The sequence below is a fragment of the Salegentibacter sp. UBA1130 genome, assembly GCF_002311535.1.
GTDB classification, from domain to species: Bacteria; Bacteroidota; Bacteroidia; order Flavobacteriales; family Flavobacteriaceae; genus Salegentibacter; species Salegentibacter agarivorans.
Genome location: NZ_DCAP01000027.1, coordinates 186,315 through 199,878, shown reverse-complemented (window position 1 = coordinate 199,878; position 13,564 = coordinate 186,315). Strand labels below are relative to the sequence as shown.

Genomic DNA, 13,564 nt, shown 5'->3' with positions numbered 1-13,564 from the left:
GAATTGTATTATTTCAGCAATTCCAGGTATTTTTCAATGGTTTTTTCCAGCCCAATATATAAAGCTTCAGCAATTAGTGCGTGGCCAATAGAGACCTCATCTAAGTAAGGTACATTATCTTTAAAATAATTTATATTTTCTAAAGAAAGATCGTGCCCGGCATTTATTCCCAAACCTAATTGATGTGCCAGAGTTGCACATTTTTTATAAGGTTCTACCCCCGTTTTATCACCTTTCGCATATTTTACTGCAAAAGCCTCGGTATATAATTCTATTCTCTCGGCACCGGTTTCCACAGCTCCTTCTATCATTTTTTTATCGGGATCAACAAATATAGAAGTACGAATACCGTTATTTTTAAATTCCTGGATTACTTCCTGAAGAAATTCTTTGTTTTTAATAGTATTCCAGCCGGCATTAGAGGTAATTGCATCTTCGGCATCTGGTACTAAAGTAACCTGAGCCGGTTTTGCCTCCAGCACCAAATTAATAAATTTTGCAACCGGATTTCCTTCAATATTAAACTCGGTTTTCACAATTGGAGAAAGATCCCGCACGTCCTGGTAAGTAATATGCCGTTCGTCTGGTCTTGGGTGAACAGTGATACCCTGCCCACCAAAAGATTCTATTTTCTTGGCGGCTTCCACTACGTTGGGAATATTGCCCCCTCGGGCATTTCTTAAAGTGGCAATTTTATTGATATTTACACTTAATTTAGTCATTTTATAAGCTTTTGTTTAACAAAAATACAAACTTGTAAATGCCCTAATGAATTTTATTTTAATTAATTTGCATAAAAAGGAAGCGACATCATGAACATGCAAGATATTATAATTAACGATGTCTCTATAAGGCATTTTTCTGATAAAATTGGGGAAGTCCAGGACTTATTCAATCAGTTAACATATTCGCATTTACCAGTAGAAAACAACGGTATTTATATGGGTTGTATTTCAGAAAACGATATTCGTTGTTTTGAAGCCGAAAAATCGCTGGAAGATTATCAATATGCCCTGGAAGGTTTCTTTGTTAGAAATACAGATTTTTGGCTGGATATTTTAGAACGTTTTGCCCAAAACAATACCAATATTCTTCCTGTTTTAGATGAAGAAAACACCTATTTGGGCTATGTAGAACTCAACGAAATTATTGCCTTATTTAACGAAACGCCTTTTTTAAGCGAAGCGGGAAATATTATTGTGATCCAAAAAGGTATAAAAGATTATTCCTTTAGCGAAATCACCCAAATTACCGAATCTAATAATGCCAATATTCTGGGGATCTTTATTTCAAAAATTGAAAATGATGTTGCCCAAATCACGGTTAAATTAAGCCCTTCGGGTATAAATGAAATTATTCAGTCTTTCCGCCGCTATGGTTATAAAATAATTTCTGAACACCGGGAAGACAATTTCAACAAAAATCTTAGAGACCGCTCTAAGTATTTAGATAAATATATGAATATATGAAAGTAGGCATCTACGGTCAGTTTTACCATACCAATGCCGGGATCTATATAGGGCAGCTTCTGGAATTGCTGAAGCGCGAAAATATTAAAGTAGTAATTGAAGAAAATTTCCTGGATCTAATTCATTTAAATAAAACTATAAATGAAAATTACTCACACTTCAACACATTTGAAGAGTTAGATAATAGTTTCGATTTGTTTTTTTGTATTGGTGGAGATGGTACTATTTTAAAATCTATAAATTATATTAGAAATTTAGATATTCCAATTGTAGGAATTAACACAGGGAGATTGGGCTTTTTGGCAACTATTCAAAAAGAGGAAATCAAAGAATGTTTACAGAGTATTCTTGAAAAGAAATTTAGTATTTCCCGTAGAACTGTTTTAAATATTAAAACAAATCCCACCAGCCACGACCCGGTTTTTAGAAATATAGCCCTTAACGAAGTTGCAGTTAGCCGAAAAAACACCACTTCTATGATTACCGTAGATACGTGGCTAAATGATCAATATTTAAATTCTTATTGGGCCGATGGATTAATTGTCTCTACACCCACAGGCTCTACCGGTTACTCCCTTAGTTGTGGCGGCCCGGTTATAACCCCAGATGCAGGCTCTCTTATAATTACCCCCATTGCGCCACATAATTTAAACGCGCGTCCTTTAGTAATTAAAGACGATACTAAAATAACACTTCGGGTATCGGGACGGGAAGAATCTCATTTAGTTTCTATGGATTCCCGTATCGCAACCCTGGAAAATGATACTGAAATTATTATAGAAAAAGCACCCTACGCAATAAATCTTGTTGAACTTAAAGGCGATAGTTTTCTTCACACCCTAAGAAAAAAGTTAATGTGGGGTGAGGATAAACGTAATTAAGCAATAAATGATTTTAAAAACTGTTTAAGAATATATACAAAATTGCTCAAATTATTGTGGAGCAAACATAATTGTTATATTTGCAAACTTTTGAAAGCCTATGAGGTACCTATTAGTTGTAGTAATCATGCTTGTTTTTGCTCCAAAAACAAATTCTCAAACATTTGAAGTAGGACCATATATTGGTGGCGCCAATTATATTGGAGATGTAGGGCGAACCAATTTTGTTCTACCCAGCGGACTGGTTGGAGGCGCATTGCTTAAATGGAATCGCAGCCCACGTCACGCTTTTAGATTTTCGCTTTTATATGCAGAAATAAATGCCGACGATGCAAATTCTAATGACCCCCGAAGATTAAACAGAGGCTACTCTTTTAACAATACAATTGCAGAAGCTTCGTTAGGATTAGAGTATAATTTCTGGAGTTTTGATTTGCACGAAGGCCATCCCCAAAGCACCCCATATTTGTATACAGGGATAACTTATTTTAGAGCAGATCACTTACTACTTGATGCCGATTTTCCTAACGGCCAATTGGAAAACCAGGGCGCCAACTGGGATTTTGCTATTCCGGTAGTTTTTGGTTACAAAGAAAGTATTACCTCGCATATTGTAGGAGCCCTGGAAGTAGGTGTTCGTTATACTTTTACCGACAACCTGGATGGAAGCTGGCCTGAAGAAATTTTTGGGAACAGAATGCCAAAAAAGGAATTCGGAAATAGAAATACCAACGATTGGTATGTTTTTACGGGCGTGAATTTCACCTTCTCATGGGGTAGGGAACCTTGCTACAGTAGATTTTAATATGGATTATAAAAAAAACATAGATCTTAAGAAACTACCTAAACACATTGCCATAATTATGGATGGTAATGGGCGTTGGGCAAGAAAAAAAGGCTTTCTTAGGGCTGCTGGGCACGAAGAAGGCACTACCGCAGTTAGAGATGTTGTAGAAGCTTCAGCCGAAATTGGCATAGAATACCTCACCCTCTATGCTTTTTCTACCGAAAACTGGAAGCGTCCAAAATTAGAAGTAGACACTTTAATGCGTCTATTGGTCTCTTCCTTAAGAAAAGAAATTAAAACACTTCAGGACAATAATATTAGGTTAAACGCTATAGGAAATCTAAATACCCTGCCTAAAAAGGTATTTAGAGAACTTCACGAAGTTATAGAGAAAACTAAAACCAACGATCGTATGGTGCTTAACCTTGCACTAAGTTACGGTTCACGGGAAGAGCTAAGTTCTGCAATACGTGAAATTAGCCTGAAAGTTAAAAATAATGAAATAAGCGCCGATGCTATTGATGAATCGGTTATAAATCAGCATCTTTACACCCGAAATTTTCCGGAGGTGGATTTACTAATCAGAACCAGCGGAGAACAACGTATAAGCAACTTTCTATTATGGCAAATTGCTTATGCCGAATTATATTTTACAAAAATCTTATGGCCAGATTTTAGAAAAGAAAATCTTTTTGAAGCCATTTACAATTATCAAAATAGAGAACGACGATTTGGAAAAACCAGTGAGCAACTCAGTTAGCGCATTCATGACGAAGAAAGTATTTACCCTTCTGGCAATAGCATGCAGTTTAATATTCAGCATTTCTTCACAAGCTCAGGGCTTACCATTAGCAGATGGCAAAAAATATATAATTGGAGATATAAAAGTTACGGGTACCGTTAGTTTTAACGAGCAAACCGTAATTGCTTATACCGGTCTAAAAAAAGGGGAAGAAATCTATATTCCCGGAGATAAAATTAGTAGCGTGATCAATAAACTATGGGATATTGATCAATTTAGTGATATTAACTTTTATATCACCAATGTAAGTGACGGCAATGTAGCCGATCTTGAAATTGAGATACAGGAAGTTCCAAAACTTAATAAAGTTCAGGTTACCGGACTTAAAAAACGGGAGAAGGAAGAAATAATTAAGGAAAACAAACTAAGAACAGGCGCAAAAGTTTCTGAAAACCTTATAACCACCACCAAAAATTATATTGAAAGTAAGTATAGAAAAGAAGGTTATTTTAATGCTAAGGCAAAAATAAGCACTAGTGAAGTTACCGATACTACAGCAAATACCAACCTGGTAAATATGCTTATAGACATAGACCAGGGTGATCGTGTAAAAATTGCCGAAATAAATTTTTCTGGCAACGAAAAATTTTCTAACTGGAAGCTTAAAAGGGCCATGAAAAACACCAAACAAAAGAATTTTTTCCGCTTTTGGAAAAGATCAAAATTTGTGAGGGCAGATTACCAGGAAGACAAAGAAAATATTATAGATAAATATAAGGAAAGTGGTTATAGAGATGCCAGGATTGTTACAGATTCTTTGGTAGAAGTTGACGACGAAACCATAGCCTTAAATCTTAAGGTAGAAGAAGGAGATCAATATTATATTGGTAATATAGATTATTTAGGAAATTCGGTTTATACCGATGCGCAATTACAACGAGCTTTAGGAATTAATAAAGGCGATGTTTATAACGGGGTGCTTTTAGACGAGCGAATTGCCGATGAAACCAAACCAGACGGGGAAGATCTTTCTAACCTGTATAAAAACAATGGTTATTTATTTTCTACCATTAACCTTGTAGAAACCAATGTTTACAACGATACCATAGATTTTGAAATACGAATAATTGAAGGAAAAGAAGCATACTTCAATAATATTAGTGTAACCGGAAACGACAAAACAAAAGATCACGTTATTTATCGTGAATTAAGAACAAAACCAGGCCAAAAATATAGCCAGGAAGATGTGGTTAATACCGTTAGGGAACTTGGACAACTTGGATTTTTTGATGCAGAGCAATTAGAACCAAAATTTGTTGATCCAGATCCGCAGGCCGGTACTTTAGACCTTGAATATTCTGTTGTAGAAGCAGGCGCCAGCCAAATAGAACTACAAGGTGGTTACGGTGGCGGTGGCTTTATTGGCACTTTGGGGCTGTCCTTTAACAACTTCTCTTTATCTGGAATTTTTGATAAAGAAGCCTATAAGCCAGTACCTATGGGAGATGGGCAAACGCTTTCTTTAAGAGCACAAGCCAGTACGTTTTATCAAACGTACAGCCTGTCTTTTCAGGAGCCATGGTTGGGAGGTAAAAAGCCGGTAAGTTTGCAAACCTCTTTCTCTTATACAAGACAGTTTTTATTCGATTATATAAACAGAGAAGCAGATAGAAGCAGAAGTTTTGATATACTTGGAATAAACGTAGGCCTGGCAAAACGTTTAACGGTACCAGATCCTTATATGACGGTGTCTCACTCGGTAGGTTTTCAGCGTTATAACTTAAATAATTACAATACGGGGCTATTTACTTTTGGTGATGGTCACTCTAACAACTTCACCTATACTTTTGGACTCACAAGAGATAATACTTATGTAAACCCAATTTTCCCAATGGGGGGTTCTAAATTTAAACTTACGGCAAAATTCACTCCTCCTTATTCTTTATGGAATGGTGTAGATTATGCAAATTTAGCTGATCAAAGAGAGTTTCAGCTGGAAGATGATAATGGGAATCTTATAGACCAACAAGGCAACAGGGTCACTCCTGAAAATGCAGTTGGAGACCAACGTCTAATAGATCAGAAGAAATTTAACTGGTTAGAATTCTATAAAGTTAAGTTTAGTGGTGAGTGGTTTACTCAAATCTACGACAAACTTGTACTAAGAACTAACGCCGAATATGGTTTCCTTGGAGCTTATAATAGCGATCGTGGTGTTCCACCTTTTGAAAGATTCTTTCTTGGGGGAGATGGCCTTGGCGCATTTAGTTTAGATGGCAGAGAAACCGTACAGTTAAGAGGTTATCCAAATCAATCTGTAGTTCCTTTAGATCGTCCTGCCGGAGTTAATGATGATGGCGCTACCATTTACAACAAATACTCTTTAGAACTTAGATATCCTATTACCTTAAAGCCAACAGCATCTATTTATGCACTTACCTTCCTGGAAGCAGGTGCATCTTACGATAATTTTAGGGACTTTAATCCTTTCCAGGTGAATAGATCTGCCGGGGCAGGTTTAAGAATCTTTATGCCAGCCTTTGGTTTACTTGGTATTGACTTTGGTTACGGTTTTGATCCTATTGGAGGACAACCCGGGCCTAACGGTTGGGAAACGCATTTCATTATCGGACAGCAATTTTAATTTGGCACGATATTTTCTATATTCGATTTAAGTATGCTTAAAAGAACATTTTTATTCACACTTTTTATTTTTATTGGATTGGGGGCAAGCGCTCAAAAGCCAATAAATATAGGCTTTGTGGATATGGAATACATCCTTGAAAATGTTCCAGAATATCAGCAAGCTTCATCTCAATTAGACGGGCGAGTAAAAGAATGGCGAAACGAAATTGAGCAAAAGCGAAACGAAATTAGTGAAATGAAAACCAGCCTGCAAAATGAACGGGCGTTACTCACTCCCCAACTAATTGAAGAACGGGAAGAAGAGATCGCTTACCAGCAAGAGCAGGCTACAAATTACGAGCAGAAACGTTTTGGCCCGAAAGGTGATTACATGATTCAAAAGAGGCAATTAATAAAGCCAATCCAGGATCAGGTTTTTAACGCCCTGCAGGAAATAGGTGAAAACAGGGATTTCGATTTTATATTTGACCGTAATGCTGAATCGGGTATGTTATTTGCAAAAAAACGCTTTGATTTAAGTGACCAGGTTCTAAGAAGTATTAACAGAGCTTCTAACCGTAAACAAATTGAAACAAAACAGGAAGAACGAGAACTTGAGAGAGCTGAAGCGCGTACAGCAGAGGAAGATGAAGAATTAAGCCAACGCGAACAAGCTATTGAAGATCGTAAAAGCGAACGCGAAGCCTTAATAGAAGAACGCAGAAAAAAACAAGACTCTATTAAAGAAGCCAGACAAAAAGCTTTTGAAGAACGCCGGGAAAGAATTTTAAAGGAAAGAAAACAAAAAAGAGATTCTATAGAAGCGGCACGAAATAGAAAAGACACCATAAACTAAATAATTTTAAACCTTAATACTTAAACAATTAATATCAATTAAAATGAAACAATTCAGAACACTTTTTATAGCCCTTGCATTAACCATAGGAGCTACTGCATTTACAAACGCACAAAGCAAAGTTGCTCACATCGCAACCCAGGAGCTTGTAGAAACTATGCCTGCTTATAAAGATGCAATGTCTCAACTTGAGAAGTTAGAGAAAACTTACGATGCAGAGATTAAAGACATGCTTACTGAAGCTCAAAACACGATGCAACGTTACCAATCTGAAGCTGAAACAGTAACAGAAGAAGAAAATGCAAAAAGAGCAAGCGAACTTCAGGCAACTGAAAGAAGAATTCAGGAGCACAGCCAGAGAGCTCGTCAGGAACTTCAAAAGAAAGAAAACGATCTAATTAGACCGGTAATTGAAAAAGCTCGTGAAGCTATCCAAAAAGTAGCAAGAGAACAAGGATTTGATTATGTACTTGACTCTACTACAGGAACAGGAGTAATTCTTGCCGATGGTAAAGATCTTATGACAGATGTAAAAGCTGAATTGGGAATGTAATATTCACCCAATACATAAATAAAGATTAAAAACTGCGTCCTTTCCAGGCGCAGTTTTTATTTTTGTATCAATGAGCAATTTGCAACCCATAGGTATTTTTGATTCTGGTGTAGGGGGAACTTCCATTTGGAGAGAAATTCACGAGCTACTTCCCTTTGAAAAAACCATCTACCTCGCCGATAGTAAAAACGCTCCATACGGCGAAAAACCTATTGAAGATATTAAAAATTTAAGTCGAAAAAATACTGAAAAATTGCTGGAAATGGGCGCCAAAATTATTGTGGTTGCCTGCAACACCGCTACTACAAACGCCATTAAAGACCTTAGAAATGAATATGCATTTCCTTTTATAGGGATTGAACCGGCTATTAAACCCGCTGCACTAAATACCAAAACCAAAACTATAGGTATTTTGGCTACCCGTGGAACCTTAACCAGCACACTTTTCTCAAAAACATCAGATTTTTATGCCAGAAATATTAATGTGGTTGAAGTAGAAGGTCGCGGCCTGGTAGAACTTATTGAAGCAGGAGATTTAGATTCTCCCCAAATGAGAAGCCATTTACTCAGACTCCTGGAGCCGTTTTTAGTAAATAAAATAGATTACCTGGTGTTGGGTTGTAGTCACTATCCCTACCTTATTCCTATTTTAAAAGAATTAATGCCAAAAGATGTTATAATTATAGATTCGGGAGAAGCAGTGGCCAGACAAACAAAATCTATTCTTAACGAAAATAATTTATTAATAACGGAAGTGCCTTCTCAAAAACCTATCCCGGAATTTTTCAGCAATACCAATCCTAAAGTTCTGGAGAATTTAACTGAAGCTGAAAAAAATGGCTATAAAGTCTCTTACCTGGACTTTTAATTAATAGCGGGGCATTTACAATCCCAACGCCCTCTACTCTTTCCAAAATCGTAGCCAATGGTAATTTGATGAAAACCATTATTACTTAAAACCACCGAGTTAAACTGGTAGCTAAAAGTATAGCCAAACATAAAATTTTTGTAATCCAGGCCTACAAATGGGGTAATATACCGCAGCTGCTGACTTTCAATTTCGTTACCATCCGTAGTATATTCGGCACCTTCAAAACTGTTTCTATAGGAAACCCCGCCCCATAGTTGCCCGAAATCAACTTCCCGATACACTTTCATATTTAAATCTATATTCATCTCGTTTGTAGCTTCCCGTAACTGATATAAAATTGAAGGCTCATAACTCCAATCATTATTATTATCAAAAACATAACCCGTAGAGAATAAATATTTACGCTGATTGCTGGGCACAGCATCAGAATAAAATAGTTCACGTCTTACTGAAATTAAATTTTTTGCAGCCAGGTGTGCATAAAAATCTAAATAATAATAAGAGACTCCAATATCCATATTTCCGAAGATGTCAGAAACATTACTCCCACTTACAATAGGATCAAATTCGGTAAATCCACTTTGATCTAATCTATGCTGAACAATCCCGGCACTAATTCCAAAAGAAAGTTGATTCAGGTCCAGTTCACTTCTGGAAAAAAGTAAATGATAGGCTACGGTTCCATAAGCACCTATTTTAGAAAAATTCCCGTTTTGGTCGTTGAAAACAATTCCACCAATCCCAAGCTTATCTCCTACCCGGCCATTAACCGCAAGGGTTTGTAAGCTAGGTGCATTTTCTACGTCAAACCATTGCTGTCTGGCCGTAAGTCTAATTTGATTTCTATTAGCAGCACCGGCCATAGAAGGATGAAGAAGAAAAAGATTATCGGTTAAATAATCTGAGTATATAGGAATTACCTCCTGTGACTTCACCGACGAGCCGGTTAAAAAAACAAATAATATTAAGAAGATAAATTTAATAATTAAGCTAATTTGATTAGCTCTTAAAAAAACATTATAATCCCCACTAAATAAAGTTCTAATCCCCATAAGAAAGGTAAAGATATAGATTAACTAAGTTTTCTTTAGTACTTTTGCAAAAAAAATGATATGAGCAATTTCACCATAAATATACAAGCCACCAACAAACCGGGAATCATTAAATTTGAAACTAACAAATTTCTTACCCGGCACGAGAATCACGAGTTTAAAAATATTGATGAAGCATCCAAATCTCCTATAGCCCAGCAGTTATTTTATTTACCATTTGTAAAAACGGTTTATATCGCTCAAAATTTTATCGCGATAGAAAAATATGATATAGTGGAATGGGATGATGTACAGGAAGAAGTTGCCTCGCAAATAGAAGAATTTTTAAATAAAGGCGGTGTAGTTGTAAAAGAAGACACCAAGGACGCCAAGAATGTTCCGGTTACGGTTTATGCTGAAAGTACTCCCAACCCGGGCGTAATGAAGTTTGTAGCCAACAAAAAACTGGTTTTAAAAACTGCCGAGTTTAAAAATATTGATGAAGCTAAAGATGCGCCACTTGCGCAACAACTTTTTCATTTTCCATTTGTAAAAGCAGTATTTATAGATTCTAATTACGTTTCTATCCATAAGTATGATGTTGCACAATGGGAGGAAATCACCCTGGAGTTAAGAGAATTCATTACTAATTACCTACAGGATGGGAAAGAAGTTTTAAAAGCCGAAGCCTCGGTACCACAACAAACTGAAGCAGCGAGCCATCCGGCAAATCCAGAGGTAAGCCAGGAAATTAAAGATCTTGACGATACTTCTAAACAAGTTATCGCAATTCTTGATGAATATATTAAACCTGCGGTTGCCAGCGATGGTGGAAACATCCTTTTTGATTCTTATAATGCCGATAATAAAACCGTAAAAGTAATTCTTCAGGGAGCTTGTAGTGGTTGTCCTTCTTCTACAATGACGCTTAAAAGTGGAATTGAAACAATGCTAAGGGATATGCTACGCGGAAAAGTAGATTATGTAGAAGCAGTAAACGGATAATTCTTTAAACGTTAAAGCGTAGACTTCGCTTCCACATAAAATTCTCTGAATAACTGAATTAGATTAAGGGTAGACGAAATAAGGTCTTTAGACTCCAGTAAAAACCCAAAATAAAGTTTTGTGTTTTTAGGACTGCTTTCTGAAGTCCTTATTCGTGTGATCTGTTTCTCTATCATTTCTGAAACCATATCTAGCAACTGTTGCTTTTCAGCAAGAATATTGTCTAAGCGCTCAAAGTCGTGTTCATCAAAGGTGTATTTTATCTCTCCAAATAACTCCTGAAGTTTTCTATCAATCTTTTTCAAATCCCTAATCTGGTTAAATTTTAGGTTTTTGTGATTGTTATTTACGTGTTCAAAAGAGTTTCTGGTAATGTATCGGGTAGAGTTTACCATTTCCTGCAAATAATCCAGCAAATGAATATAAAATCGGCTTGCTTCAATTGAATCTTCGTCTAGCGATTTTATAAAGTAATAGATATTTCCTTTTAAATCATCTACTTCGCTTTCAAGCTCTCCAACTTTCTTATTATTCTTCTTTAGTTTTCCTAAATCGTGATAACCCAGGTTATCTACGGTTTTGGTATAGCGTTTACTAATCCCAGAAATTACCTGGGAGATATTTACAGAGCTTTCTGCAGTAATTTCGTTAATAGTAATTATATCGGTTCGTTTATACCTTTTCTGGCGCTTATCGGCTTTAGCTTTTTTAGCGTGAGAGAGTGTATTCTTAACGATAAAAAAAGCGGTTATAGAAACCAAGACGGCTATAGCAATTAAACCTCCATAATAAATTATTGCGGCAAAAATTGCAGCTCCTAAAAAAGCCACCAAAGCCGTAACAAACCAGCCTCCAATTACATTTAAAACTCCCGCCACCCTGTAAACGGCACTTTCCTGGTTCCAGGCCCTATCGGCCAAAGAAGTACCCATGGCCACCATAAAGGTAACGTAAGTGGTAGAAAGCGGAAGTTGCCAATTAGTTCCCATGGAAATTAGAATACTGGCTACCACCAAATTCACCGAAGCCCTCACCAAATCGAATGCGGGTGGTGCTATTTCCCTGGGCTGATTTTTAGTCTTTGGAGTTTCAAACTGGTTATTTATCTGCTTTCTAACCTTCTGCGGAAGTACATCTGACACTGCAGCACCAAACATTATAGAATACCTAACAATGGTTCGGGATAAATAATTAGCTCCAAACGGTTCTGCCCCCTCATTTTGCCGGGAAAGCTTTACACCGGTATCTACCACGGCCCTTGCTTTTCCTGAAAACCACAAGGTAAGTACCATAACTCCCCCCGCAAAAATGAGGATTATCTCTGGTGTGGGAACGCTGCCGGCGAGATCACTCATTAATAATTGAGAAGCCGAAACTCCAGAAACGCTCCATATTTCGTAAGATTGCCAGGCTGCTATTGGCACCCCAATAAAATTCACCAAATCGTTTCCGGCGAAGGCCAGGGCCAGCGCAAACGTACCTACCATCACAATTATTTTAAGAATATTTACCCTAAAAAAACTAATAAGAATTTTAGAGAGCATAGTAAAACCAAGCAGACTAAAAATAATAATCTGTATTCGATTCTCATTTACATCGTCTACAAAGTGATCTGAAACAAAAGCCATACTGTTAAGGCCTTTTATGAGGATAAAATAGAAGATCGCGGCAAGAGAAACCCCTCCAAAAATAACCCCGGCAAACCTCAGTCTTTTTTCATATTTAAAAGAAAATACCAAACGTGAAAAATACTGCACTACAGCACCCGTAATAAAAGCAATAACTATGGCAATAAGAATTCCGAAAATAACTTCAGAAGCTTTTTCAACGTTTATAAAGTTTACCAGGTGCGAAATATCGTTAGTAGTGTTAAAAATTTTGATTAAGGCGACACTTACGGCTGCTCCTAATAATTCAAACATAATGGAAACCGTTGTAGATGTTGGCAAACCCATAGAATTGAAGAAATCCAACAGCAAAACATCAGTAATCATAACGGCCATAAATATGACCATGATCTCTTCAAAATAGAATTCTTGCGGAAGAAAAATTCCTTTTCTTGCTACCTCCATTAATCCACTGGAAAATATAGCGCCCACCGCCACACCAAGACTCGCAATAATAAGGATAGACCTAAGGGAAACCGCTTTAGAACCAATGGCAGAATTCAGGAAATTAATAGCATCGTTACTAACCCCAACCACCAAATCGGTGATGGCCAGAATAAATAAAATTCCCAGAATTATTAAATAAACATCCTGCATGCGAATAACTTCCTTTTAACCTGCAAAAATCAGTGATTTTTTCCTTATATCGTTTTTATGAAGGTTATTAAAACTTTAATTAATAATGTAAAGCTTAAATCATTCCGCAGAAATTTTAGAAGAAGTAGGCCCGTAATTTACTGGTAATAACCCCTATTTTTTAGTTTCAATTTAGTTTTCGAAGAAATTAAGGCTATCTTTAGTTAATTGAATACTAACATTTTAAAACCAATCTATTATGTCTATTGTAAAAGTTATTGAGATCCTGGCAAATTCTACCGAAAGCTGGGAAGATGCCACAAAGAAAGCAGTGAAGCACGCCGCGAAAACTGTGAAAAATATAAAATCGGTTTATGTTAAAGAGCAAAGCGCACTTGTGAATGGAGAAAACATTACCGAATTTAGGGTTAATGTAAAAATCTCTTTTGAAGTCAATTAATTTTAGCTCAAGAAATTAGCAAGGCTCTCTGGGATTCCAGG

At 36.6% G+C, this 13,564-nt stretch carries 13 protein-coding genes; 10 read left to right on the top strand and 3 right to left on the bottom strand.

Features of this window, described 5'->3' with window-relative positions; all coding sequences use genetic code 11:
- Positions 1-8: 8 nt before the first annotated feature.
- Positions 9-722, bottom strand: coding sequence for a pyridoxine 5'-phosphate synthase (locus B4F31_RS11065; RefSeq protein ID WP_075325686.1), 714 nt, complete (start codon positions 720-722; stop codon positions 9-11).
- Between the two features lie 90 nt (positions 723-812).
- Between B4F31_RS11065 and B4F31_RS11060 the strand changes: the two genes are divergently transcribed.
- The 8 genes from B4F31_RS11060 (at position 813) to murI (ending at position 8,781) form a co-directional block, all read left to right on the top strand.
- The gene (locus B4F31_RS11060) at positions 813-1,469 is read left to right on the top strand and encodes a CBS domain-containing protein (protein WP_075325685.1); all 657 of its coding nucleotides are present in this window, start codon (positions 813-815) and stop codon (positions 1,467-1,469) included.
- Entirely contained in the window at positions 1,466-2,350 is an 885-nt protein-coding gene (locus B4F31_RS11055) for an NAD kinase (RefSeq protein ID WP_075325684.1), read from the top strand. The genes B4F31_RS11060 and B4F31_RS11055 overlap by 4 nt, the downstream gene beginning before the upstream one ends.
- 100 nt (positions 2,351-2,450) lie before the next feature.
- Positions 2,451-3,155, top strand: coding sequence for a DUF6089 family protein (locus B4F31_RS11050; RefSeq protein WP_075325683.1), 705 nt, complete (start codon positions 2,451-2,453; stop codon positions 3,153-3,155).
- Position 3,156: 1 nt separating this feature from the next.
- A complete protein-coding gene (locus B4F31_RS11045) occupies positions 3,157-3,897 on the top strand; it encodes an isoprenyl transferase (RefSeq protein ID WP_075325682.1) in 741 nt (246 codons plus the stop codon).
- A gap of 7 nt (positions 3,898-3,904) precedes the next feature.
- Positions 3,905-6,523 carry an outer membrane protein assembly factor BamA gene (gene bamA / locus B4F31_RS11040; RefSeq protein ID WP_177195695.1) on the top strand — a complete coding sequence of 873 codons (2,619 nt, stop codon included), beginning with the start codon at positions 3,905-3,907 and terminating at the stop codon, positions 6,521-6,523.
- 33 nt (positions 6,524-6,556) lie between these two features.
- Complete coding sequence (locus B4F31_RS11035) at positions 6,557-7,360, top strand: OmpH family outer membrane protein (protein ID WP_093305018.1); 804 nt, start codon at positions 6,557-6,559, stop codon at positions 7,358-7,360.
- A 43-nt stretch (positions 7,361-7,403) separates the two neighbouring features.
- Positions 7,404-7,913, top strand: a complete 510-nt coding sequence (locus B4F31_RS11030; RefSeq protein WP_075325679.1) for an OmpH family outer membrane protein — start codon at positions 7,404-7,406, stop codon at positions 7,911-7,913.
- A 70-nt stretch (positions 7,914-7,983) separates the two neighbouring features.
- Positions 7,984-8,781, top strand: coding sequence for a glutamate racemase (murI, locus tag B4F31_RS11025; protein WP_075325678.1), 798 nt, complete (start codon positions 7,984-7,986; stop codon positions 8,779-8,781).
- Here the strand turns inward: murI and B4F31_RS11020 are convergent.
- A complete protein-coding gene (locus tag B4F31_RS11020) occupies positions 8,778-9,767 on the bottom strand; it encodes a PorP/SprF family type IX secretion system membrane protein (RefSeq protein ID WP_075327893.1) in 990 nt (329 codons plus the stop codon). The two genes, murI and B4F31_RS11020, sit on opposite strands and share 4 nt — an antisense overlap.
- Before the next feature lie 129 nt (positions 9,768-9,896).
- On the opposite strand from B4F31_RS11020, the gene B4F31_RS11015 reads away from it, so the two are divergent.
- Entirely contained in the window at positions 9,897-10,820 is a 924-nt protein-coding gene (locus B4F31_RS11015; RefSeq protein ID WP_075325677.1) for a NifU family protein, read from the top strand.
- A gap of 11 nt (positions 10,821-10,831) precedes the next feature.
- Here B4F31_RS11015 and B4F31_RS11010 read toward each other — a convergent pair whose 3' ends face one another.
- Positions 10,832-13,084: an inorganic phosphate transporter gene (locus B4F31_RS11010; RefSeq protein WP_075325676.1), complete on the bottom strand. Its 2,253-nt coding sequence runs from the start codon at positions 13,082-13,084 to the stop codon at positions 10,832-10,834.
- 238 nt (positions 13,085-13,322) lie between these two features.
- On the opposite strand from B4F31_RS11010, the gene B4F31_RS11005 reads away from it, so the two are divergent.
- Positions 13,323-13,523 carry a dodecin family protein gene (locus B4F31_RS11005; protein ID WP_075325675.1) on the top strand — a complete coding sequence of 67 codons (201 nt, stop codon included), beginning with the start codon at positions 13,323-13,325 and terminating at the stop codon, positions 13,521-13,523.
- Positions 13,524-13,564: the final 41 nt, after the last annotated feature.